Origin of the sequence: Streptomyces sp. S3(2020), from assembly GCF_013044505.1 — a bacterium.
Taxonomy (GTDB): Bacteria; Actinomycetota; Actinomycetes; order Streptomycetales; family Streptomycetaceae; genus Streptomyces.
In genome coordinates this window covers 1-23,911 of the sequence record NZ_JABERD010000122.1, presented here as the reverse complement: position 1 = coordinate 23,911, position 23,911 = coordinate 1, and the positions used below count along the sequence as shown (strand labels likewise).

Here is a 23,911-nt window from a genome sequence, read left to right as displayed (position 1 = left end):
CGAAAAGACAGAACGAGGACCATGCGATCTCCCCGCCCACGCCTGATAGCCGGCCTGCTGCTCACGCCGCTGCTCGCCGGCTGTTTCTCCTCCTCCGGCGACGACTCGTCCTCGGGCTCCGGCTCCGGTGACGGGGGACGTCTGAGTGTCGCCCTCGCCTTCCCGCCCGCCGAGAGCTACTCCCCCTACGGCCAGGACGCCTTCGACCTGTCCCGGCTCGGGGTCGTCGAGGGACTGACCCGCCTCGACGCCAACGGCACCGCGGTCCCGGCGCTCGCGGAGTCGTGGAGCAGCGAACAGGGCGGCAAGAGCTGGGTGTTCACCCTGCGGGACGCGAAGTTCCAGGACGGCTCCGAGGTCACCGCGAAGGCCGTCGCCTCCGCGCTCACCCACGCCGCCGCGGCCGAACCCGCACCCGCCGCGATCTCCGGCGTGAAGCTGACGGCACAGGCCGTCGGCGACGACCAGGTCAAGGTCGCCACCGCCGAGGCCGACCCCGTCCTGCCGCTGCGGCTGACCAACCCGAGCCTCGCGGTGTTCTCCCCGAAGGCGTACGGCAAGGACGGCAAGGTGAACCCGGTCGGCACCGCCACCGGTCCCTTCGAGTTCACCAAGATCACCGGCGATACGGCGGCCACCCTGGACCGCTTCGACGACTACTGGGGCGGCCGTGCCCAGGCGTCCGGCATCGACGCCAAGTTCGTCTCCGACGGCACCGCCCGCGCCAACGCCCTGCGCACCGGCGACGTGGACATCGCCGAGGCCGTTCCGGTGGCCCAGGTCGCCTCTCTCGAGAAGGCCACCGTCCACCCGATCAACACCGCCCGCAACACCAGCCTGTTCCTCAACACCCAGGCCGGCGTGTTCAAGGATGCCGGGCTGCGCGCCGCCGCTCGGGAGGCGATCGACACCTCGGCCGTCGCCAAGGGCGTCTTCGAGGGGTACGCCGAGCCCGCCCAGGGCATCTACGGTCCCGCTTTGACCTGGGCCTCCGGCAAGCGGACCGAGCCGACCGGCCGGGCGAAGGCCACCAGCCCCAAGGGCAAGAGCATCACCATCGCCACCTACAGCGACCGGCCCGAGCTGCCGGAGACCGCCCAGGTGCTCCAGCAACAGCTTCAGAAGGCAGGGTTCACGGTCAAGCTGGAGGTGCGTACCTACGCCCGGCTCGAAAGCGACCTGCTGGCCAAGAAGTTCGACGCGGCCGTGGTGTCCCGCAACATGATGCTCGACACCGGAGACCCGGTCACCGTCCTCGCCAGCGACTTCACCTGCGACGGCTCCTACAACCTGGCGTTCCTGTGCGACAAGGACGTGGACAGGCTGGTCACCGCCGCCGGGGCCGAGTCCGACCCGGGCAAGCGGCAGAACGCGGCCATGAAGGCGGAGGCCGCGATCCTCGGCACCGACGCGGTGATCCCTCTCGTGCACCTGAAGGTCGTCACGGGCATCGACACGGCCGTCAAGGGTGCCGTTCTCGACCCGTACGAGCGGGAGTTCGTCGGCATCGGGACCCGGCGCTGAGCGCCGCCGCCAGGTCCGTCGCCGCCCTGCGCCGAGCGGCGCGGGGCGGCGGCACCACCCTGCTGTGGCGGGCGGTGCTCACGGCCTCCCTCGTCTGCGCGATCGGTCTGCTGCCGTGGCTCTCGCGCACCGACCCGGCGCTGACCGTGCTCAAGGCCCGCTCCGCCGAGCGGACGCCGACACCCGAGACCCTGCGCGCCATCCGGAACGAACTCGGCCTGGACGAGGGCCCGTTGCACCTGCTCGGACAGTGGCTCGGCGGGTTGCTGCGCGGGGACGCGGGCCGGTCATGGGTGTCGGACACGGAGGTACTGCCCGCCGTCGTGCAGGCGCTCGGGGCCTCCCTGCTGCTGATGGCCGGCGCCGTCGTCGTCGCCCTTCTCACCACCGGAGCGATCTGCGCCCGCACCCTGTACCTGGGTTCGCGGCGCCGACTCGGCGGTCGCGGACCCGGCGGCACCGGCTCGGCGACGCTTGCCGCGCTGCCCGAATTCCTCGTCGCCTCCGTACTGGCGTCCGTCATCGGCGTACAGCTGGGCTGGCTGCCCGCGCTCGGCTGGTACGGCCCGCGGTGGATGATCCTGCCCGCCCTCGCCCTCGGCCTGCCCGCGGGGGCGATCCTCGGGCGGATGCTGGACGATCTGCTGCCCTCCGCGTTCGCCGAGCCCTGGGCACTGGCCGCCGCCGCGCGCGGGGTCCCGCCTGCGTCCGTGGCCCGGAAGGCACTGCGCCGCTGTGTGCCCGGACTGCTGCCCAACCTGGGTCTGTTCGTGGTCGGCCTGACCGGCGGAGCGGTCGCCGTCGAGCAGATTTTCGACATCCCCGGCCTAGGCCGGCTCACCCTGCGAGCCGCCCTCGCCCAGGACCTGCCCGTCCTCCAGACCGGCACGCTCGCGCTCGTCGTCCTCGCGGCCCTGGCCGCCCTGCTGGCCCGGCTCGGGGTGCGCCGGCTGACCGGGCCCGCGCTGCGCGACGGCGCCCTGCACTCCCTGCACCGGCCCACACCGCCCGCACCCCGTGTCGTACCCCTGGTGTACGGGCTGCTGCTCGCCGCCGTCATCGCCCTCGGCCTGCCCCGCGACCCGCTCGCGCTGGACACCACCGCCCGCCTTCAGGCCCCCTCCGCCGCGCACCCGTTCGGCACCGACGCCCTCGGCCGGGACGTGCTGGCGCGGATCGCGCACGGCGCACTCAGCACCCTCGGCACCGCCCTCGCCGTGAGCGCCGCCGCGCTACTGGCCGGCGTCCTGCTGGGCCTGCTGCCCCGGCTGTCCGGGCCGCTGGTCGACACCGTCAACGCCGTACCGCCCGTGCTGGCCGCGCTCCTGGTCACCGGCGTCGCGGGCAGCGGGCCGTGGACACCGGCGCTCGCCGTGGCCGTCGTGGCCTGGTCACCGCTGGCCACCCACACCTCGTCCCTCCTACGGCAGGAACGCGCGACCCTGCACCTGACGGCGACCCGCGCCCTCGGTGCCGGACCCGGCTACCTGCTCCGGCACGAACTGCTCCCCGCCGTCCTGCCGCCCGTCGTCCGCCACGCCCTGCTCCGGCTGCCCGGGATCGCCCTGGGGCTGGCCTCGCTCGGCTTCCTCGGCCTGGGCACCCAGCCGCCGTCCCCCGAGTGGGGCCTGCTGCTGGCCGAGAACCAGCCCTACCTCGAACGCGCCCCCTGGGCCGTCCTGGCCCCCGCCGCCGTCCTCGCCCTGCTCGGCGCGCTCGCCGTCACGGCGGCCGGCGGCCTCCGCCTGCCCCGGCGCGGGCCGCAGCCGAAGCGGCCGGCCGAGCCTCCCTCCGAACCCGAGCCGGCCCCACGGCCGCTTCTCCTGACCTCCCCCGCCCGCACTCCCTGACGGACTCCTCTCGATGACCGGCCTCTTCTCGCGGCTCCCGGACAAGTCCCCCACCGCCGCCCCCAAGCCCCCGCGCGAACGCGTCTGGCGGCAACTCTCTCCGCTGCTACGGCTGCTGGTCCTGACCCAGCTCGCCTTCAACATCGGCTTCTTCGCCGTGCTCCCGTTCCTCGCCGAGCACCTCGGCACGGCGATCGGCATGGCGGGCTGGCTGGTCGGCTTCGTCCTGGGGCTGCGGACATTCAGCCAGCAGGGACTCTTCGTGGTCGGCGGCTGGCTCGTCGACCGGTACGGGGTACGGCCCGTCGTCCTGGTGGGCTGCGGACTGCGGATCGCCGGGTTCGCCTGGCTGGGGTTCGCGCACGCGACCTGGACCGTGATCGGCTCGGTGCTCCTGATCGGGTTCGCCGCAGCGCTCTTCTCCCCGGCCGTGGAGTCGGAGGCGGCCCGGCAGGCGGTGGTGTGGGAAGCGGACGGCCACGGCTCCCGCACCCGGGTGCTGGCCCTGTTCTCCGCCGCGGGGCAGGCCGGCGCCTTCGTCGGCCCCCTGCTCGGCGGACTGCTGCTCGCCGTGGACTTCCGCACGGCCTGTCTCGCCGGAGCCGGTGTCTTCGTCCTCGTCCTCGCCGGACACCTGTGGCTGATGCCCCAGCACATCCCCGGCAGGGTACGGACACGGGAGCGGGGCGGTCTGCGCGAACTGCTGCGCAACCGTCGTTTCCTGGCCCTGTGCTGCGCCTACGGCAGTTACCTCCTCGCCTACAACCAGCTCTACCTCGCGCTGCCCGACGAGGTGGAACGGGCGGCCGGCTCCCAGGCACCGCTGTCCTGGCTGTTCGCCCTGTCGTCCCTGCTCGTGGTGTTCGCACAGCTCCCGGTCTCCCGATGGGCCGCGGACCGCCTCGACCTGCGCCGCTGCATGGCAGCCGGGCTCCTGCTGGTCGCCGCCGGATTCGCCGTCGTGGCGGCGGCACGCCCAGCGGGCTGGACCGGCCTCACGGGCCTGCTGCCGGCCTGCGGGTACGTCGTACTGCTCACCCTCGGCCAGATGCTGATCGTGCCCGCCGCCCGCGCCTGGGTGCCCGACCTCGCCGCGGAGGGGCGCATCGGCCTCTACATGGGCGCGCTCTCCTCCGTCTCCGGTGTGATCGTCCTCTTCGGCAGCTCTGCCACCGGGCTCCTGCTCGACACGGGACTGCCGGCAGCCGTGCCGTGGGCCCTTCTCGCGGCCCTGCCCGTGCTCGCGGTGAGCCTGCTGCCGCGCGGGGTCGCGACGAGCACGCAGCCACAGAGCGGGTGAATCCAAGCTCCGGGAGACACCCGTACAGGGACACCAGGAACGACAGAAGGGCTCCCGCGAGTCACGTCCTCGCGGGAGCCCTTCTTCCTACCGCCTGCAAGTGAAGGTTGAGAAGACGATCACGAGCAGGACGTCTGTGGCGACGCGGCTACGGCGTCACGGGCGGAGCAGCAGGCTGTCGCCGCGCTCCTTGGCGGCGGCGTAGCGCTTGGCCACGTCCTGCCAGTTGACGACGGCCCACATGGCGTCGATGAAGTCGACCTTCTGGTTCTTGTACTGGAGGTAGAAGGCGTGCTCCCAGGCATCGAAGACCAGGATCGGGGTCGAGCCCTGGCCCACATTGCCCTGGTGGTCGTAGACCTGCTCGACGATCAGGTGACCGGAGAGCGGCTCGTAGGCAAGGACGCCCCAGCCCGAACCCTGGGTAGTCGCGGCGGCCTTGGTCAGCTGCGCCTTGAAGCCCGCGTAAGACCCGAAGGACTCGGCGATCGCGTCCGCCAGGTCACCCACGCCGTCGGCGGCCAGCGGCTCGCCACCGCCGTCACCGGTCATGTTGTGCCAGTAGATCGAGTGCAGGATGTGCCCGGAAAGGTGAAAGGCCAGGTTCTTCTCCAGGCCGTTGATCGAGCCCCACTGCTCCTTGTCCCGGGCCTCCGCCAGCTGCTCCAGCGTATCGTTCGCGCCCTTGACATACGCGGCGTGGTGCTTGTCGTGGTGCAGCTCGACGATCTGCGGATTGATGACCGGTTCGAGCGCTGCGTAGTCGTAGGGAAGCTCCGGGAGCGTGTAAACCGCCATGTCCAATGTCCTCCGACACTATTGCCACTCATGTGCAGTTGCACGCTAGCAGCAACGCATCCTACTGGCCGCTCGGGCATTGGTCCTAGGACCGGAGGCCGGTCGCGGCGGACTCATGGGGCCCCTTTTGCTGTTGCAAGAGGATCGCAATAACCTTTGTGCGGCAGTCTGGTGTCATTCGGCAGTCGATGAGCCGTGCCCTGACCGTCCGTTCGCGCAGGCCCCGGCTCGGGAGAGGCGGCAGCGTGAGCGTGGCCCCGCAGACGGAACACGACCGTACGGCGGCACCGGACGAACCGCGGGTTCGGCTGAGGCGGCTCGGGCTGCGGTGCACTCCGGCGCGGCTGCGGGTACTGATGCTGCTGGCGGACTCCGGACGCCATCTGTCCATCGCGGAAGCCTGGGCCGAACTCGCGCGATCCGAAAGCGTCATCCATCCCGCCACGGTCTACCGCACCCTGGAGACCCTGACCGCCGCCGGACTGGTGCACGCCGTGCACGGGCCCGGACCGGCGCGCTACGGCCTCACGGGTGAGCCGCACCACCACACCGTGTGCCGGAAGTGCGGCCACGTGGAGGGTCTCGCGAGCCTGCACCTCACGGAGGCGGTGGGGAGGATCGAGGAGCTGACGGGGCTACGGCCCGACTCCTCGGGATCACTGCTCGTCTACGGCTGGTGCGCCGACTGCGGCGACTGAGCGAGGCCGGGTGCGGGGCGCCGTCATGGAACGGACGCTGTCAGGCGGGACGAGGCCCCACACCAGGCTTACTGCAATGTAGAGGCTATTGCGAACAACTCGCAATAGCGGCTGATTCCGTCATCCGTCGCCTTCGAGGTTCCCTTCCGTCTCCAGGTAGATACGCCGCAGCTCCTCCAGTACGGCCGCGTCCGGCTTCTCCCACATCCCGCGCGACTCCGCCTCAAGGAGACGCTCGGCGATGCCGTGCAGGGCCCAGGGGTTGGCCTGCTGGAGGAACTCGCGGTTGACGGGGTCCAGGACGTACGTCTCGGTGAGCTTGTCGTACATCCAGTCGGCGATCACGCCGGTGGTGGCGTCGTAGCCGAACAAGTAGTCCACGGTGGCGGCGAGTTCGAAGGCGCCCTTGTAGCCGTGGCGGCGCATCGCCTCGATCCACTTGGGGTTGACGACCCGGGCGCGGAAGACGCGGGAGGTCTCCTCAACGAGGGTGCGGGTGCGGACCGTCTCGGGGCGGGTGGAGTCGCCGATGTACGCCTCTGGCGCGGTGCCACGCAGGGCGCGGACGGTGGCGACCATGCCGCCGTGGTACTGGAAGTAGTCGTCGGAGTCGGCGATGTCGTGCTCGCGGGTGTCGGTGTTCTTGGCGGCGACCGCGATGCGCTTGTACGACGTCTCCATCTCCTCGCGGGCCGGGCGGCCGTCGAGTTCGCGGCCGTAGGCGTAGCCGCCCCAGACCGTGTAGACCTCGGCGAGGTCGGCGTCGGTTCGCCAGTCGCGGGAGTCGATGAGTTGGAGCAGTCCGGCGCCGTACGTGCCGGGGCGGGAGCCGAAGATACGGGTGGTGGCCCGGCGTTCGTCGCCGTGGTCCGCCAACTCGGACTGGACATGGGCCCGTACGTGGTTCACCGAGGCCGGTTCATCCAAGGAGGCAGCCAGGCGTACGGCGTCGTCCAACAGCCCGATCGTGTGCGGGAAGGCGTCGCGGAAGAAGCCCGAGATGCGCAGGGTCACATCGATGCGCGGGCGGCCCAACTCCTCATATGGGATGGGTTCCAGGCCCGTCACTCGGCGGGAGGCGTCGTCCCAGACCGGTCGGACACCGAGCAGGGCAAGGGCCTCGGCCACGTCGTCGCCAGCCGTGCGCATCGCGCTCGTGCCCCACAGCGACAGACCCACGGAGGTCGGCCACTCGCCGTTGTCCGTGCGGTAACGCTCCAACAGGGAGTCGGCGAGTGCCTGTCCGGTCTCCCAGGCGAGGCGGGAGGGGACGGCCTTGGGGTCGACGGAGTAGAAGTTGCGGCCGGTCGGCAGGACGTTGACCAGGCCGCGGAGCGGGGAGCCGGAGGGGCCCGCGGGCACGAAGCCACCGGCCAGCGCGTGCACGGTGTGGTCGAGTTCAGCCGTGGTCGCGGCGAGGCGCGGGACGACCTCGCGGGCGGCGAACTCCAGGACGGCGGCGACCTGTTCGCCGTGCTCGGTGGGTACGGCGGCTGGGTCCCAGTCAGCGTCCTCCATCGACTGCACCAGGGCGCGGGCCTGTTCCTCCGCCGCGTCGGCCGTCGTACGGGTCGCGGCGGACTCGTCCAGACCGAGGGCCTCACGCAGGCCGGGCAAGGCCGCTGTGCCGCCCCAGATCTGGCGGGCGCGGAGGATGGCGAGGACGAGGTTGACGCGGTCGGCGCCGGCGGGCGGGTTGCCCAGCACGTGCAGGCCGTCGCGGATCTGGGCGTCCTTGACCTCGCAGAGCCAGCCGTCGACGTGGAGGAGGAAGTCGTCGAAGCCGTCGTCCTCCGGGCGGTCGTCGAGGCCCAGGTCGTGGTCGAGCTTGGCGGCCTGGATGAGGGTCCAGATCTGGGCGCGGATGGCCGGGAGCTTCGCCGGGTCCATCGAGGCGATCTGGGCGTACTCGTCGAGAAGTTGCTCCAGTCGCGCGATGTCGCCGTAGGAATCGGCGCGGGCCATCGGCGGCACGAGGTGGTCGACGAGGGTGGCGTGCACGCGGCGCTTGGCCTGGGTGCCCTCGCCGGGGTCGTTGACCAGGAACGGGTAGATCAGGGGCAGGTCGCCGAGGGCCGCGTCGGGGCCGCAGGCGGCTGACAGTCCGGCGTTCTTGCCGGGCAGCCACTCCAGGTTGCCGTGCTTGCCGAGGTGGATCATCGCGTCGGCGCCGAAGCCACCGTCCGCAGGGTCGGCCTGGATCCAGCGGTAGGCGGCCAAGTAGTGGTGGGAGGGCGGGAGATCGGGGTCGTGGTAGATCGCGATCGGGTTCTCGCCGAAGCCGCGCGGGGGCTGGATGAGGATCAGCAGGTTCCCGAAGCGGAGGGCCGCGAGGACGATGTCGCCTTCCTTGTTGCGGCTGCGGTCGACGAACATCTCGCCGGGCGCCGGGCCCCAGTGCTCCTCGACGGCCGTGCGCAACTCCTCCGGGAGCGTGGCGAACCACCGCCGGTAGTCCGCCGCCGGGATGCGTACCGGGTTGCGGGACAGCTGCTCCTCGGTGAGCCAGTCCTGGTCATGCCCGCCGGCCTCGATGAGCGCGCGGATCAGCTCGTCGCCGTCGCCGGACTCCATGCCGGGAACATCCCCGAAGACATAGCCCTCCGCGCGCAGCCTGCGCAGCAGGGCGACCGCGCTGGCGGGCGTGTCCAGGCCCACCGCGTTGCCGATCCGGGAGTGCTTGGTCGGGTACGCCGACAGGACCAGGGCCACCCGCTTGTCGGCGGCCGGAATGTGCCTCAAGCGTGCGTGGCGTACGGCGATCCCGGCCACGCGAGCCGCCCGCTCGGGGTCGGCGACGTAGGCGGGCAGCCCGTCTTCGTCGATCTCCTTGAAGGAGAACGGCACCGTGATCAGACGGCCATCGAACTCCGGGACGGCGATCTGGCTGGCCGCGTCCAGTGGGGAGACGCCCTCGTCGCTCTCCTCCCAGGCAGAACGGGAGCCGGTCAGGCACAGGGCCTGGAGGATCGGCACGTCAAGGCCGGTCAGCGCGCCCGCGTCCCAGGACTCGTCGTCACCACCGGCGGACGCCTCGGCGGGCTTGGTACCGCCCGCCGCGAGGACGGTGGTGACGATGGCGTCGGCAACACCGAGCGCAGAGATCAGCTCGGGCTCGGGGGTCCGCAGCGACGCGACGTACAGCGGGAGCGCCCGGCCGCCCGCCTCCTCGATCGCGTCACACAGAGCGCCCACGAACGCCGTGTTGCCGCTCATGTGGTGAGCCCGGTAGTAGAGCACGGCGACCGTCGGGCCGGCCGAAGCCCGCAACTCGCGCTCCAGCGGGCCCCAACTCGGCGCGGGCGCCGGTGCGTCGAAGCCGTGACCGGTCAGCAGAACCGTGTCGGACAGGAAGCGGGCGAGCTGCTCCAGGTTGGCGGGACCGCCGTGGGCGAGGTAGGCGTGCGCCTCGGCGGCGATGCCGACGGGGACCGTGGAGGCCGCCATCAGCTGGGCGTCCGGGGCCTGTTCACCGGTGAGGACGACGACCGGACGGCCGACGGAGAGCAGCAGGTCGAGGCCGTCTTCCCAGGCGCGCAGGCCACCGAGGAGGCGTACGACGACCAGCTGGACGCCGTCGAGGAGCGCGGGCAGGTCGTCGAGCGGGAGCCGGGACGGGTTGGCGAAGCGGTACGCGACCGGGCCGCGCGCCGCGCGGGCGCTCAGCAGGTCGGTGTCGGACGTCGACAGGAGCAGGATCATGCGGCGTCGGCCTTCCTCGGGGTGTCCGCGCCCCGGGCGGTGTCGGACGGCGGGAGTTCCTGACTCGCACGGCCCTCGGGAGGGGCGGGCTCACAGTGGCGGGACCGCGCCGGACTCGCACCGGCTTCCTCCCCTGTCGCCGTCGTGGCGTCGGCGGACCGGATGATCCACCGAGGAGCATAGTAAGGGCCGCCACAAGGGGTGGGGGCATACACATCGCGAGACGATAGGTATGCTCGCCGCCGTGTCCACGCCGTCCTGCTCTCCGTCGCCCCAGGCCACAGTGGTCTCACGGGACCGCGATGACGCCTGCCCGGGCGCACTGCGACTGCACGCGGCGGACGACGGCGCGCTCGCCCGGATCCGGATTCCAGGGGGTGTGCTGCGGGCGGATCAGGCCGAGGTACTCGGTCGTGCGGCACGAGATCTCGGGGACGGCGAACTCCACCTCACCTCCCGGGGCAACGTCCAGCTCCGCGGGCTGGAGCCCGGCTGCGGCGCCGACCTCGCCGATCGCCTGGAGTCGGTCGGTCTGCTGCCCTCCTGGCGGCACGAGCGGGTGCGCAACATCGTGGCCTCACCTCTGTCCGGGCTCGACGGACAAGGCTTCGCCGACGTACGGCCGTGGCTGCGGGCCCTGGACGAGCTGCTGTGCGCGAGCGAGGCGGCGGCCCGGCTGTCCGGGCGGTTCCTGTTCGCGCTCGACGACGGGCGCGGGGATGTCGCCGGGCTCGGCGCCGACGTGACGCTGCGGGCCGCGCCCGGTGGTGGTGCGTGGCTGCGCGTCGGAGCGTCCGATGCCGTGGCGGCCGTGAGATTCGAGGAAGCGCCCAGGGCAGCGGTCCTGGTGGCGGAGGTCTTCCTGGAGACCACCGACGGCCGCGCGTGGCGGATGTCCGAACTCGCCGGACAGACAGGCGTTCTGCTCTCCGAGACCGTACGGCGACTACCGGCAGCGGAGCCGACGGCCAGACCGGCCTGGCGCGTGACCGCCGAACCACCGTACGGACCCGTCACCGCTCCGGACGGCACGACGAGCCTGTCCGTCCTCGCCCCACTGGGCCGCCTCACCGCCGCCCAGTGGTCCGAGCTCACCGCATCCGCCGTACACGAACTGCGCCTGACCCCCTGGCGGGGCGTGATCCTTCCCACGGTTCCGGTGTCACGTCTCCCACATCTCACAGCCGTGGGACTGATCACAGACCCGACTTCCCCATGGGTCGGTGTCGGAGCCTGCATCGGGCGGCCCGGCTGCGCCAAGTCGCACGCGGACGTCCGTACGGACGCGGCCGCCTCACTCACCAGGGCCGACGGGCTTCCGGTGTACTGGTCCGGCTGCGAGCGCCGCTGCGGCCGTCCGCGCGGCGATCACGTGGACGTCGTCGCCAAGGACGGCGGCTACCAGGTCTCCGTCATACACGACGGCTTCACCCGGAACACGAACCACAATCCCTCGTCGCTTGCCGCCGCTGTGACGGCGGCCCGCACGCATGACCACTCTCATGACCAGTAGGAGCACGGTGTTCGAGTACGAGAAGGACGGCGCGGCGATCTACCGCCAGTCCTTTGCCACCATCCGCACGGAGGCGGACCTCTCGGGTCTGCCCGCCGACGTCAGCCAGGTCGCGGTCCGGATGATCCACGCCTGCGGGATGGTCGACCTCGTACGGGATCTGTCGTACACGCCCGCCGTGGTGGCCCGCGCGCGCGAGGCCCTGCGTGCCGGCGCGCCGATCTTCACCGACGTGCAGATGGTGGCCAGCGGAGTGACCCGCAAGCGGCTGCCCGCCGACAACGACGTGCTCTGCACACTCTCCGACCCGGCCGTCCCCGAACTGGCCGCGAAGATGGGCACCACGCGCAGCGCCGCCGCCCTTGAGCTGTGGCGGGACCGGCTGGAAGGTGCGGTGGTGGCCGTCGGGAACGCGCCCACCGCCCTGTTCCGCCTCCTGGAGATGATCGACGAGGGCGCGCCCCGACCGGCCGCAGTCATCGGCGTCCCCGTCGGCTTCGTGGGCGCCGCAGAGTCGAAGGACGCGCTCGCCGAACACTCCTCCGGACTCGAGTACTTGGTCGTCCGTGGCCGTCGCGGTGGCAGTGCCATCGCCGCCGCCGCGCTCAACGCGATCGCGAGCGAGGAAGAATGAGCGGGCAGACTTCCAAGGGTCGGCTGTACGGCGTCGGGCTGGGCCCCGGCGACCCGTCCCTCATGACCGTGCGGGCCGTCGAGGTGATCGCCGAGGCGGACGTGATCGCCTACCACAGCGCCCGGCACGGCCGTTCCATCGCCCGTTCGATCGCGGCGAAGCACCTCCGCGAGGACCACATCGAGGAGCCGATGGTCTACCCCGTCACCACCGAGACCACCGACCATCCCGGCGGCTACAAGGGTGCGATGGAGGAGTTCTACACCGCCGCGTCGGCCCGGCTCGCCGCTCACCTCGACGCGGGCCGCACGGTCGCCGTCCTCGCGGAGGGCGACCCGCTCTTCTACGGCTCCTACATGCACATGCACAAGCGGCTCGCCGACCGCTACGACACCGAGGTGATCCCCGGAGTCACCTCCGTGTCGGCCGCCGCGGCCCGCCTGGGCACCCCGCTCGCGGAGGGCGAGGAGGTGCTGACGATCCTGCCGGGCACCCTGACCGAGGAAGAACTGACCGCCCGGCTCGCCGCCACCGACGCGGCCGTGGTGATGAAGCTGGGCCGCACCTTCACCAAGGTCCGCAGCGCGCTGGAGAGTTCGGGACGGCTGGGTGAGGCCCGCTATGTCGAGCGAGCCACGATGACCGGCGAACGGCTGGCTCAACTGGCCGACGTGGAGCCGGAGTCGGTGCCGTACTTCTCGGTGGCCGTCCTGCCGAGCAAGGTCGACGCCGAGCCTGTCGTACGGGAGCTGGGCGAGGTCGTCGTGGTCGGGACCGGTCCCGCCGGGCCGTTGTGGCTGACACCCGAGACGCGGGGTGCGCTGGCCGCCGCCGACGACCTGGTCGGCTACACCACCTACCTGGACCGGGTGCCGGTGCGTCCCGGTCAGCTGCGGCACGGCTCGGACAACCGGGTGGAGTCCGAGCGGGCCGAGTTCGCGCTCCAACTCGCCCGGCGGGGGCGGCGGGTGGCCGTCGTCTCCGGTGGCGATCCCGGGATCTTCGCGATGGCCACGGCCGTCCTGGAGGTCGCCTCGGAGAAGGAGTACGCGGACATCCCGGTGCGGGTGCTGCCGGGCGTGACCGCAGCCAACGCGGCCGCCGCCCGCGCGGGCGCCCCGCTCGGCCACGACTACGCCACGATCTCCCTCTCCGACCGGCTCAAACCCTGGGAGGTCGTCGCCGAACGACTGCGCGCGGCGGCCTCGGCCGACCTGGTGCTCGCCCTGTACAACCCGGGTTCCCGCAGCCGCACCTGGCAGGTGGGCAAGGCCCGCGACCTGCTCCTGGAGCACCGGGCGCCGCAGACGCCGGTCGTGGTCGCACGGGACGTCGGTGGCTCCGGGGAGCGGGTGCGGATCGTACGGCTGGCCGAACTGGACCCCGCAGAGGTCGATATGCGCACGATCATGCTGGTCGGCTCGTCACAGACGCGGGTCGTACGGCGCGGGGACGGCGAGGAAGTCGTCTGGACACCGCGCCGGTATCCAGAGGCGTGACGTACAGGGCGTCCGAGGGTCTACCGCACGCCCCGCCGGGACGGCCGGAACGCCACCGCGTCTCAGTCGGCGCGGCCGAGTCGCTTCCTGATCCAGTGGGCCGCCTCCTCGGGGCCGGACACGGCCGCGACGCCCTCGGGTACCGGTGGTCTCCGGACCACGACCACTGGTACCCCGGCCTCGCGGGCGGCCGTCAGCTTCGGTGCGGTGGCCCCTCCCCCGCTGTCCTTCGTGACGAGGACGTCGATGCGGTGGCGGCGCAGCAGCTCGCGCTCCCCGTCGAGGGGGAAGGGGCCGCGGTCGAGCAGCACCTCCATGCGGGACGGGTACGGAGGCTCGGGTGCGTCGACAGACCGGACCAGGAACCACATCTCGTCCAGGTGTGCGAAGGCGGCCAGGCCCGTCCGCCCGGTGGTCAGAAACGCCCGCCGGCCGTACAAGGGCAGCAGTTCCGCCGCCGCCTCCAACGAGTCCGCCTGGTACCACTGGTCGCCCGGGACGGGGGCCCAGCCAGGTCGGCGCAGGGCGAGCAGGGGAACCTGGGCGGTGGTTGCGGCCCACGCCGCGTGGAAGCTCATGCTTCCGGCGAACGGGTGGGTGGCGTCGACGAGCGCGTCGACCGCGTGCTCGCGCAGCCAGGCGGTCAGTCCCTCGGCCCCGCCGAAGCCGCCGACGCGCACACCGCCCGGGGGCAGCCGGGGGCCGGCCACTCGTCCGGCGAGGGAGCTGGTCAGGTCGAGGCCGGGGGTGGCGTACAGCAATTCAGCCAGGCGGCGGGCCTCCGTGGTTCCGCCGAGTATCAGTACGTGCATGGAGGTCCGGGTCCGTTCATGAGCAGTGAGAATCGGTCGTCGGTCAGCGGCGAGCCACGGGGCGGGCGCGGCGCCCAACTCAAGCACACCGGCCTGCGACCCGGCTGGACCACGGGTGCCTGTGCGACGGCGGCCACGACTGCGGCGTACACCGCGCTGCTGACCGGGTCCTTTCCCGACCCGGTGACCATCACGCTGCCCCGGGGGCAGACGCCGTCGTTCGCGCTCGCGGCCGAGGAGCTGACCGGCGGGACCGCGATGGCGGGGATCGTGAAGGACGCCGGCGACGACCCGGACGTCACGCACGGCGCACTGGTGCGGACCACGGTCCGGCGACTGCCGGCCGGCGCCGGAGTGGTGTTCCGGGCAGGCCCCGGCGTGGGCACGATCACCCGTCCCGGCCTGCCGCTGCCCGTCGGCGAGCCGGCCATCAACCCGGTCCCCCGGCAGATGATGCGAGACCACGTGGCGGGCATCGCCGCGCGGCACGGCGGCAGCGGGGATGTCGAGATCACCGTCTCCGTGGACCACGGCGAGGAGATCGCCCGCTCCACCTGGAATCCGCGCCTCGGCATCCTCGGCGGACTGTCCGTCCTCGGCACCACGGGCATCGTCGTGCCGTACTCCTGCTCGGCGTGGATCGACTCGATCAGGAGGGGCGTGGACGTGGCGCGGGCTGCCGGTCGGACCCATGTCGCCGGGTGCACCGGGTCGACCTCGGAGCGGACCGTCGTCGCCGAGTACGGCCTGCCCGAGGACGCCCTGCTCGACATGGGGGACTTCGCCGGCGCGGTGCTGAAGTACGTCCGCCGCCACCCCGTCGACCGGCTGACGATCTGCGGCGGCTTCGCCAAGCTGTCGAAGCTGGCGGCCGGACATCTTGACCTGCACTCCGCCCGCTCCCAGGTGGACAAGCACTTCCTGGCCGCGCTGGCCCGGCGCGGCGGAGCCGACGGAACCCTCACGGACCAGATCGTCCACGCCAACACGGGCCTGGCGGCGCTCCAGCTGTGCCTGGCCGTCGGCGTCCCACTGGGCGATCTGGTGGCGGTGGCCGCACGCGACGAAGCGCTGAGCGTGCTGCGCGGCGCGCCGGTGGTCGTGGATGTCATCTGCATCGACCGGGCGGGCACGGTCGTGGGCCGCAGCCCGGTCCGCTAGCGGCGGACGCACGGGAGTGTTCCGCGGTTGCGCGGCTGCCGCACTTTGCGGAAAGTTGGTTGTTGCATTGTCTGTGCAACAAGGACCATGGGCATGCGCAACGGCCAGAATCAGCCGACCACCGCGCTCTCGTCCTCACACCGGGTGGAACGATGCACATACCTGACGGATACCTCAGCCCCCAGACCTGCGCGGTCGGGTACGCGGTCTCCGTGCCGGTCCTGGCCGTCGCGGCCGTGCGCGTCAAGCGCGTGGTCCGCAACCGTCATGTCCCGACACTGGCGGTGTTCTCGGCGGTGTCGTTCCTGGCCATGATGTTCAACGTGCCGATCCCGGACGGGACGACCGCCCACGCGGTCGGCGCGGCGGTGATCGCCATCGTGCTCGGTCCCTGGGCGGCGGTACTGGCCGTCAGCGTGGCGCTGGCCTTCCAGGCCCTGCTGTTCGGCGACGGCGGTGTCCTCTCCTACGGCGCCAATGTCTTCAACATGGCGATCGTCCTGCCTTTCACCGCCCTCGTGGTGTACCGCCTGATCGCCGGGCGGAGCGAGCTGACCAGCGGGCGCCGGGTCGCTGCCGCCGCCATCGGCGGATACGTCGGCATCAACCTGGCCGCACTTGCCGCGGCGATCGAGTTCGGGATCCAGCCGTCCCTGTTCCACGACGCCTCCGGCACCCCGCTGTATGCGCCCTACCACCTCAGTCAGACCATCCCGGCGATGGCCCTGGCCCACCTCACCGTCGCGGGGGCCGCCGAGGCGATCCTCACCGGCGGGGTCGTCGCCTACCTCCAGCGCGCCAACCTGCCGCTGCTGCGCCTGAACCACCCGGGCGTCCCGGAGACGGCCGAGGAGAGCGCCACCGCAGGCCGTAAGCTCCGGCCGGCCACGGTCGCCACCGCGGCCGTGGGCCTGATGGTGGTCCTCACCCCGCTCGGCCTGCTGGCTCCCGGCGGTGCCTTCGGCGAGGACGCCCCAGGCGACCTCGACCTGTCCAAGGTCCACCTGGGCGCCGTGCCGACCGGACTGAACAAGTACGCCGGCTGGTGGCACCACGCGATCTTCGACGGCTATGACTTCAGCAACGACGCCCACCCCTGGGTCGGCTACATCATCTCCGCTGTCGTCGGCATCGCGGCCATCGGCATCGCGATCTTCCTGATCGGTCTGGCCGTCCAGCGGCTGTCCCGTCGCGGGACGGACGGCGCCGACGAAACGGGCGACCGGCCAGGGGCTGGATCCTCCGCGGTGAGCACCCCGTGAGCCAGATCACCGGACAGGACGCCCCGCTCCGCACCCCGCAGTGGCTGCTCCAGGGCGAACTGGCCATGTGTCCCTGCGGCTGCATAGGGAAGCGGACCAAAGGCAGCTATCTGCGCAAGACCATCACGTCCGGCGCGCAGTTGCTGCAACAAGTCATGTTCACCGAGGACACCGCCGCCCGCGCGGGCCTGCTCCAGCGGATCGACCCCCGGGCGAAGGTGGTCGGCACGGTGGTGCTGCTCGTCGCAGCGTCGCTCCTGCGCACCGTGCCGGCCCTGCTGCTCCTCTACGTCGCCACGCTCGCCGTCGCCACGGCATCCGCCCTGCCCCTGGGGTTCTTCGTCAAACGGGTCTGGCTGTTCGTACCCATCTTCACCGGCATCATGGTGCTGCCCGCGACCCTCTCCGTGGTCACCCACGGAGAGGTCGTGTGGACGCTGTGGCACTGGAACGGCCATCCCGAGGGCTTCACCCGGCAGGGTCTGCTCGGCGCCGCCCTGGTGGTCAGCCGGGTCGCGGTCTCCATCTCGCTGGTGGTGCTGCTGACCCTGACCACACCGTGGGTGCGGTTGCTGGCCGCGCTGAGGGGCCTCGGCGTGCCGAAGATGTTCATCATGATCATCGGCATGGCCTACCGCTACATCTTCCTGCTCCTCAACGGCGTCACCGAGATGTACCAGGCCCGCACCGCCCGCACCCTGGGCTCGGCCCGCCATGACCGGAGCGCCCGCACCTTCCTCGCCGCCTCGGCCGGGGCGCTGATCGGACGCTCGCACCAGCTGTCGGAAGAGGTGCACCAGGCCATGACCGCGCGGGGCTACACCGGCGACGCCAAGGTCCTGCACCGCTTCACCCTGCGCCCGGCCGACGGCCTCTACCTCGCGGCCGCCGTCGCGGTGTCCGCCCTCGTCGTCACGGGAGAACGTCTCCTTGTCCACTGAACCCCACGACCACTGCGGCCACGATGCGGCCGACTCGCCGGACGCGCTGCTGGTCTGCAAGGACCTGCACTACTCCTACCTGGAGCGCTACCCGGCCCTGGACGGAGTCTCACTGACCGTGCGCAAGGGCGAGCGCATCGCCCTGCTCGGCGCCAACGGCTGCGGCAAGTCCACCCTGCTGAAGGTGCTCGCCGGTCTGGTCTTCCCGGACCGGGGCAGCTACCTGGCCTTCGGACACCCGGTCACCGAGGACACCCTGGAGGACGAGCAGATGAACCGGGGCTTCCGCTCCCGGCTCGGCATCGTCATGCAGAACTCCGACGCCCAGGTCTTCTCCCCCAGCGTCCGCGAGGAGATCGCCTTCGGCCCCCTCCAGCTCGATCTGGACCGCGACCAGGCGGCCGCGCGGGTCGACGAGGTCATGGCGCTGCTCGGCATCGCCGATCTCGCCGACCGGGCGCCGTTCCAGCTGTCCGGCGGGCAGAAGAAGAAGGTCGCCATCGCCAGTGTGCTGTCCATGAACCCCGAGGTCCTGCTCTTCGACGAGCCGACCGCGGCCCTCGACCCGCGCACCCAGGTCTGGCTGATGGAGCTGATCGAGGAGCTCGGCAGGGCGGGCAAGACCATCGTGCACGCCACCCACGACCTGGACAGTCTCGACCGGCTGGCCGACCGCTGCGTCGTATTCGGCGAGGACCACACCCTGGTCGCCGAGGGAACCCCGCACGAGGTGCTCGCCCGCCGCGACCTGCTCCTGGACGTCAACCTCATCCACGCCCGCAGCCGCCTGTCGCTCCCGCACGACGCGCCCGCCTGACCCGGCCGGATCGGTCGGTCGGGGCACCCGGAGGGCCTGACGCCCGCGTAGCGACCAGGTCCGAGTGGCTGACCGGCCGCAGAGGTCCCGCAGGCCGGGCGTCAGCTCCCGGCAGGCGCGGTCCGGTTCCGGTGCCCCCGACACGGGCCCCACGCGTTCAGCACACGTGCGGCTCCCGCTCCCGCTCGGGCGAGTACAGGTGGCTGTCGCGGAACTGCTCCGCTCCCAGCGTCCGTCCCACCATGATCACGGCCGTGCGCAGCACACCCGCCTCCTTGACCTTCCCTGCGATCTCGTCGAGGGTGCCCCGGATGATCAGTTCGTCGGGGCGGGATGCGTAAGCGACCACGGCCGCAGGGCAGTCGGCGCCGTAGTGCGGGAGGAGCTCGTCCACCACGCGGTCCACGTACTTCGCGGCGAGGTGCAGCACGATCAGGGCACCGCTGCGGCCGAGGGTGGCCAGGTCCTCGCCGTCCGGCATGGCGGTGGCGCGGTTGGCGACGCGGGTGAGGATGACGGTCTGGCCGACAGTCGGCACGGTCAGCTCCCTCTTCAGGGAGGCCGCGGCGGCCGCGAAGGCGGGCACACCCGGTACGACCTCGTACGGCACCCCGGCCGCGTCGAGGCGCCGCATCTGCTCGGCGACCGCGCTGAACACGGACGGGTCGCCCGAGTGCAGCCGCGCCACGTCGCGCCCCTCCTCGTGCGCACGGATCAACTCGGCGGTGATCTCATCGAGGTTGAGCTGGGCGGTGTCCACCAGCCGTGCGTCCGGCGGGCATTCGGCGAGCAGTTCGCGCGGGACCAGGCTGCCGGCGTACAGGCAGACCTGGCAGGCCGCGAGCGTACGGGCGCCGCGCACCGTGATGAGGTCGGCGGCGCCGGGTCCGGCGCCGATGAAGTACACGGTCATCTGTCTGCTCCTGATTCAGGGTTCTTCTGTACGGCCCACTGCGTGACCGGCATCGCCTGCCGCCACCCGGTGAAGGCGCCGACCGGCACGGCGTGCGCCACCGCGAGCTTCACCAGCTCACCGCCGAAGCGCCGGTAGGCGTCGGTGAGCAGCGCCTCCGACTCCAGCGTCACGGTGTTGGCGACGAGACGTCCGCCGGCCGGCAGCGCCTCCCAGCAGGCGTCGAGGAGGCCGGGCGCGGTGAGTCCGCCGCCGATGAACACGGCGTCGGGTGACGGGAGTTCGGCCAGGACAGCGGGGGCCCGGCCCGTGACGACCTGAAGCGTCGGCACGCCGAGCCGGTCGGCGTTGCGGCCGATGCGTTCGGCGCGCACCGGGTCACGCTCGACGGTCACCGCCCGGCAGGAGGGGTGCGTGCGCATCCACTCGATCGCGATCGAACCGGATCCACCGCCGATGTCCCACAGCAACTCCCCCGGGGCGGGGGCGAGTACGCCGAGCGTGGCCGCCCGGATGTGGCGCTTGGTGAGCTGGCCGTCGTGCTCGTACGCGGCGTCCGGCAACCCCGGTACGGCGCCGAGGCGCAGAGCGTCGGGGGCACGGCGGCACTCCACGGCGACGATGTTGAGCGGGTCGCCGGACTCCTCGGCCCAGTCGTCGGCGGTGGCCGGGCCGGTCGTACGTTCCTTCGCGCCGCCGAGCTGTTCCAGCACCCGCATCCGGCTGGGTCCGAAGCCACGGTCGCGCAGGAGTGCGGCCACCTCGCCGGGGGTGGAGGCGTCGGCGCTGAGGACGAGGAGCCGACGGCCTTCGTGCAGGGCGGCGGCGAGACGGGCGGTGGGGCGCCCGACGAGGGTGACGACCTCGACGTCCTCCAGGGGCCAGCCGAGTCGGGCGGACGCGTACGACACGGACGACGGGTGCGGCAGGACGTGAACAGCGCCTGCCACCTCGGTAAGGGCGCGTCCGATGCCGTAGAACATCGGGTCGCCGCTGGCCAGCACGGCGATCCGACGGCCCGAGTGCGCGGCGAGGAGGCCGGGGACAGCGGGACGCAGAGGTGAGGGCCAGGCGACCCGTTCCCCCGCGCACTCCGCCGGCAGCAGGTCCAACTGACGGGGACCGCCGAGAAGGACCTCGGCCTCGCGCAGTGCGGCGCGGGACGTCTCCGGGACGCCCTCCCAGCCGTCGGCACCGATCCCGACTACGGTCACGGCGGCGGACGGGTCGGGACGTGCGGGGGTCACTGCTCGTACCTCGGGGCTCGGAACGGTTGTCAGGGCGATGGGTCTGCACTTTACCGGGCGCCGACCTCGACGTTCGGATGCGGGTGAGCACGCCCGGGCAGGCGGGCGCGACGACAGCGGCACCCGCCGAGGCGGGGCAGCCGGTCCGTTCCGGAGCCTCTCCGAGCGGCCCGCGCGGAGGACGGCTCAGCCGATGCCGGAAGGCGCCACAGCGGACCGCTTCGGCGTAGTGGCAGGCGTCGTCACCAGGTCGACAGGTCCGGTCTCGTCCTCGGTCTCCCGTCGTTTGCGGGCCCGATAGGCGGCCACGTTGGCTCGTGTGGCACAGCGTTCGGAGCAGTAACGGCGGGACCGGTTGGTCGAGGAGTCGACGTAGGCGTTGCGGCACGGCGCGGCCTCGCACACTCCGAGCCGGTCGGGCCCGAACTTGGTCAGATGAAAAGCGAGGCCCATCGCGGACATGGCGGCGTACCCCGCGGTGGCGTTGGACGGATGCTCGGCGAGATGCATGTGCCACCGGGGCCGCCCCTCCTCGTCCAGGTAGTCGTGGCCGGAGATCCGGGGGCTGACCGGGAACTCCATGAGCAGCGAGTTCAGCAGGTCCACGGTCAGGGTGTGATCGCCCGCGTCCGCGGCGGTGAACACCGCGCGCAATCTGGACCGCACCGACCGGAACCGGGTCACATCGGCGTCCGTCACCCGCCGGGCCGCTCTGGAGGCTTCGCCGAAGAGGGCACGGACCGACTCGACCGAGGTGAGCCGGTCCGCGTCTCGCGCCGACTGTTCGGTGTTGACCAGGCGGACGGCGTAGTCCGAGTACTCGGCCAGTTCCACGAGCGGTCCTCATTCCGGCGCGCTGGGGCAAGCGAAGGTGGTGGGTGAGCGATATCCGACCACCGAGCCTATGACGGGCGTCGTGTGAGCATGAAGGGCTCCGGACACAGCCCTGTCCGTCGTCGTGGGCAGGCGCGCCACCGCTTCACCACCGCATGACGCCTGCCTGTGGAGTGCGCCCGGGCATTCGGTCATCCCCCACCTCTTGCACATCATGTGCAGATACAGACTAATGGCAGGATTGCGTCTCGCGGCCCACACCGCCCCAGCCCGGGTTTCTCGCCCATCACGTGAAAGGCAGGCCCGTGACCACGATCCCGACACCGGACCTACCAGCACTGCTCCGACACCACGGCCTGCGCTGCACGCCAAGCCGGCTGAGCGCCCTTAAGTTGCTTTCCACTTCCGGCAGCCATCTCTCCAGCGCCGAGGTCTCCGCGGAACTGAAGCGACTCGGCCTGCCCATCGACCAGACAACCGTCTACCGGACCCTGGAAACCCTGACCGACACCGGGCTGGCCCACGCGGTCCACGGCCCGGGCCCCAAGCGGTACGGCGTCGCCTCCGAGCCCCACCACCACACCGTCTGCGAGAGGTGCGGCGAAGTGGGTGAACTCCCGGTCGAACAGCTGAGGGAGACCGTGGAGCGGATCGCGGAACTCGCGGGACTGCACGTCGGCGCCGCCACCTCACTCCTGCTCTACGGCCGATGCGCCCGCTGCAGTGCATGACGGTGCCTCCTGCGAGCGTGAACCCGACTTCCCACCCCGGGGCTTCTTATTGCACACTACTCGCAATAGCGTCATTGTCGCAGGAAGGCGGGCCATGGGTTCTCCGATCGTGCTGGGCATCGAATCGTCGTGCGACGAGACCGGTGCCGGGCTGGTCCGCGACGGACGGCTGCTGGGGCATGCGGTGGCGTCGAGCATGGAGGAGCACGCCCGTTACGGGGGTGTCGTGCCCGAGATCGCCTCCAGGGCGCACCTGCACGCGCTGCGCCCGGTGGTCCGGCAGGCGCTGGACGAGGCCGGCCTGAAGCTGTCCGACATCGGCGCGGTGGCCGTCACCACCGGGCCGGGCCTGTCCGGCGCCCTCCAGGTCGGGCTAGCCGGAGCGAAGGGGATCGCCTACGCGCTCGGCGTGCCGCTCCACGGGGTCCATCACCTCGCCGGTCATGTCGCCGCCGACACCCTGGAGCACGGCCCGCTGCCGAACCCGTGCATGGTGCTGATCGTCTCCGGCGGACACACCTCCCTCCTCCTCGTCCGGGATCTCGCCCGCGATCCGATCCTCCACCTCGGCGACACCCTCGACGACGCCGCCGGGGAGTGCTTCGACAAGGTCGCGCGGGTCTTCGGGCTGCCCTATCCGGGCGGTCCGGCCATCGACCGGGCGGCGCGCGAGGGGAATCCACGCGCTGTCGCCTTCCCGCGCCCGCTCCCGGGGTCGTACGACTTCTCCTTCTCGGGCCTGAAGACCGCGGCTGCGCGCTGGGCGGAGGGGCACGTGGGCCGGGAGCTGCCCGTGGCCGACGGGGCCGCGTCCCTCCAGGAGGCCGTGGCCGACGTACTGACCCGCAAGGCCGTCGCGGCCTGCCGTGAGCACGGCGTCGGCACGCTGGTCGTCGTCGGCGGGGTCGCCGCCAACTCACGCGTGCGCTCACTGGCGGAGGAACGCTGCCGGGCTGCCGGGATCGAGCTGCGCGTCCCGCCGCTCAGGCTGTGCACAGACAACGGCGCGATGATCGCCGCCGTGGGCGACCTCCTCGTACGGGCCGGAGCCGAACCGGCACCCCTGGACGTGTCGATCGACCCGTCGGCACCCCTGGAGTACGCGGCCCTGCACCCGGTCGGGGCCGGAGCGGTGGCGGCCTGATGGACATACGGATCCTCAGAGGCGACGCCCTGCTCGCCCATACAGCTGCCCTGCACTCCGTGTACGTGGACGCGTTCTGCGCACCGCCCTGGAACGAGGACGAGGAGCGGGCGGTCGAGTTCGCGGGACGGCTGCCGGGGAACGTGCGGCGGCCCGGTTTCACGGCCGCGCTCGCCTTCACGGGAGAGGACCTCGTCGGGTTCGCGACCGCGTGGACGACGCTCGCCCCGTTCCCCACCGACCGCTGCTACCCACAGGCTGCGGCCGGACTGGGACCGGACCTCACCGTCGAGTGGCTGTGCGGTGCCCGCGAGATCGACGAACTCGCCGTCGCCCCTGCGGCTCGGGGCACGGGTCTGGCCGGTGAGCTGCTGGAGGCGGTCACCGCGGACGCCCCCGACGGCCGCTCCTGGCTGCTGACCAGCGTCCGGTCCGGCCGGGCCATGTCCTTCTACCGCCGCCAGGACTGGACCCAGGCCACCCATCCCTCCCCCGACGGCAAGGGCATCGTCGTCTTCCTCGGTCCCCGCC

20 protein-coding genes and 1 riboswitch are annotated in these 23,911 nt (G+C 71.9%); of the genes, 14 read left to right on the top strand and 6 right to left on the bottom strand.

What is annotated here, in order from left to right; all coding sequences use genetic code 11:
* Positions 1–21 precede the first annotated feature (21 nt).
* The 3 genes from HLK59_RS31400 (at position 22) to HLK59_RS31390 (ending at position 4,674) form a co-directional block, all read left to right on the top strand.
* Complete coding sequence (locus tag HLK59_RS31400; RefSeq protein WP_171144948.1) at positions 22–1,524, top strand: ABC transporter substrate-binding protein; 1,503 nt, start codon at positions 22–24, stop codon at positions 1,522–1,524.
* A 353-nt stretch (positions 1,525–1,877) separates the two neighbouring features.
* Positions 1,878–3,374 (top strand): ABC transporter permease subunit, encoded by a 1,497-nt coding sequence (locus HLK59_RS31395; RefSeq protein WP_240982743.1) that lies wholly within the window; start codon positions 1,878–1,880, stop codon positions 3,372–3,374.
* A gap of 13 nt (positions 3,375–3,387) precedes the next feature.
* Entirely contained in the window at positions 3,388–4,674 is a 1,287-nt protein-coding gene (locus tag HLK59_RS31390; protein ID WP_171144946.1) for an MFS transporter, read from the top strand.
* 156 nt (positions 4,675–4,830) lie between these two features.
* Here the strand turns inward: HLK59_RS31390 and HLK59_RS31385 are convergent, their stop codons facing one another.
* A complete protein-coding gene (locus tag HLK59_RS31385) occupies positions 4,831–5,472 on the bottom strand; it encodes a superoxide dismutase (RefSeq protein WP_171144945.1) in 642 nt (213 codons plus the stop codon).
* 245 nt (positions 5,473–5,717) lie between these two features.
* On the opposite strand from HLK59_RS31385, the gene HLK59_RS31380 reads away from it, so the two are divergent.
* On the top strand, positions 5,718–6,170 hold the full coding sequence (locus HLK59_RS31380) for a transcriptional repressor (protein WP_171144944.1): 453 nt from the start codon (positions 5,718–5,720) through the stop codon (positions 6,168–6,170).
* Between the two features lie 120 nt (positions 6,171–6,290).
* Here HLK59_RS31380 and cobN read toward each other — a convergent pair whose 3' ends face one another.
* Positions 6,291–9,872 carry a cobaltochelatase subunit CobN gene (cobN, locus tag HLK59_RS31375; protein ID WP_171144943.1) on the bottom strand — a complete coding sequence of 1,194 codons (3,582 nt, stop codon included), beginning with the start codon at positions 9,870–9,872 and terminating at the stop codon, positions 6,291–6,293.
* A gap of 53 nt (positions 9,873–9,925) precedes the next feature.
* Positions 9,926–10,003, bottom strand: a riboswitch (cobalamin riboswitch).
* A 101-nt stretch (positions 10,004–10,104) separates the two neighbouring features.
* On the opposite strand from cobN, the gene cobG reads away from it, so the two are divergent.
* The 3 genes from cobG to HLK59_RS31360 are packed head-to-tail and all read left to right on the top strand — an operon-like array spanning position 10,105 to position 13,518.
* Positions 10,105–11,385 carry a precorrin-3B synthase gene (cobG, locus tag HLK59_RS31370; RefSeq protein WP_171144942.1) on the top strand — a complete coding sequence of 427 codons (1,281 nt, stop codon included), beginning with the start codon at positions 10,105–10,107 and terminating at the stop codon, positions 11,383–11,385.
* On the top strand, positions 11,363–12,019 hold the full coding sequence (locus tag HLK59_RS31365) for a precorrin-8X methylmutase (protein ID WP_171144941.1): 657 nt from the start codon (positions 11,363–11,365) through the stop codon (positions 12,017–12,019). The genes cobG and HLK59_RS31365 overlap by 23 nt, the downstream gene beginning before the upstream one ends.
* Positions 12,016–13,518, top strand: a complete 1,503-nt coding sequence (locus tag HLK59_RS31360) for a precorrin-2 C(20)-methyltransferase (protein ID WP_171144940.1) — start codon at positions 12,016–12,018, stop codon at positions 13,516–13,518. Before HLK59_RS31365 ends, HLK59_RS31360 begins: the two co-directional genes overlap by 4 nt.
* 62 nt (positions 13,519–13,580) lie before the next feature.
* On the opposite strand, the gene HLK59_RS31355 is transcribed toward HLK59_RS31360, so the two are convergent.
* Positions 13,581–14,330 (bottom strand): cobalt-precorrin-6A reductase, encoded by a 750-nt coding sequence (locus HLK59_RS31355; RefSeq protein WP_171144939.1) that lies wholly within the window; start codon positions 14,328–14,330, stop codon positions 13,581–13,583.
* An 18-nt stretch (positions 14,331–14,348) separates the two neighbouring features.
* Between HLK59_RS31355 and HLK59_RS31350 the strand changes: the two genes are divergently transcribed.
* The 4 genes from HLK59_RS31350 to HLK59_RS31335 all read left to right on the top strand — a co-directional run bounded on the left by HLK59_RS31350 (position 14,349) and on the right by HLK59_RS31335 (position 18,511).
* Positions 14,349–15,491, top strand: a complete 1,143-nt coding sequence (locus tag HLK59_RS31350) for a cobalt-precorrin-5B (C(1))-methyltransferase (RefSeq protein ID WP_171144938.1) — start codon at positions 14,349–14,351, stop codon at positions 15,489–15,491.
* 152 nt (positions 15,492–15,643) lie between these two features.
* Entirely contained in the window at positions 15,644–16,753 is a 1,110-nt protein-coding gene (gene cbiM, locus HLK59_RS31345) for a cobalt transporter CbiM (protein ID WP_171144937.1), read from the top strand.
* Entirely contained in the window at positions 16,750–17,694 is a 945-nt protein-coding gene (cbiQ, locus tag HLK59_RS31340; protein WP_171144936.1) for a cobalt ECF transporter T component CbiQ, read from the top strand. Before cbiM ends, cbiQ begins: the two co-directional genes overlap by 4 nt.
* Entirely contained in the window at positions 17,684–18,511 is an 828-nt protein-coding gene (locus HLK59_RS31335; RefSeq protein ID WP_171144935.1) for an ABC transporter ATP-binding protein, read from the top strand. The genes cbiQ and HLK59_RS31335 overlap by 11 nt, the downstream gene beginning before the upstream one ends.
* Before the next feature lie 157 nt (positions 18,512–18,668).
* Here HLK59_RS31335 and cobM read toward each other — a convergent pair whose 3' ends face one another.
* From cobM to HLK59_RS31320, 3 genes are all read right to left on the bottom strand, one after another.
* The gene (gene cobM, locus HLK59_RS31330; RefSeq protein ID WP_171144934.1) at positions 18,669–19,424 is read right to left on the bottom strand and encodes a precorrin-4 C(11)-methyltransferase; all 756 of its coding nucleotides are present in this window, start codon (positions 19,422–19,424) and stop codon (positions 18,669–18,671) included.
* Positions 19,421–20,671, bottom strand: a complete 1,251-nt coding sequence (gene cbiE / locus HLK59_RS31325) for a precorrin-6y C5,15-methyltransferase (decarboxylating) subunit CbiE (RefSeq protein ID WP_171144933.1) — start codon at positions 20,669–20,671, stop codon at positions 19,421–19,423. Before cbiE ends, cobM begins: the two co-directional genes overlap by 4 nt.
* A 186-nt stretch (positions 20,672–20,857) precedes the next feature.
* Positions 20,858–21,505: a CGNR zinc finger domain-containing protein gene (locus HLK59_RS31320; protein WP_171144932.1), complete on the bottom strand. Its 648-nt coding sequence runs from the start codon at positions 21,503–21,505 to the stop codon at positions 20,858–20,860.
* A 290-nt stretch (positions 21,506–21,795) separates the two neighbouring features.
* Here HLK59_RS31320 and HLK59_RS31315 point away from each other — a divergent pair, with 290 nt between their 5' ends.
* From HLK59_RS31315 to HLK59_RS31305, 3 genes are all read left to right on the top strand, one after another.
* Positions 21,796–22,236: a Fur family transcriptional regulator gene (locus HLK59_RS31315; protein ID WP_346779852.1), complete on the top strand. Its 441-nt coding sequence runs from the start codon at positions 21,796–21,798 to the stop codon at positions 22,234–22,236.
* A gap of 94 nt (positions 22,237–22,330) precedes the next feature.
* Positions 22,331–23,380, top strand: coding sequence for a tRNA (adenosine(37)-N6)-threonylcarbamoyltransferase complex transferase subunit TsaD (tsaD, locus tag HLK59_RS31310; RefSeq protein WP_171144931.1), 1,050 nt, complete (start codon positions 22,331–22,333; stop codon positions 23,378–23,380).
* On the top strand, positions 23,380–23,911 hold a 532-nt coding region (locus tag HLK59_RS31305; RefSeq protein WP_171144930.1), incomplete at its 3' end, for a GNAT family N-acetyltransferase. The genes tsaD and HLK59_RS31305, both read left to right, overlap by 1 nt.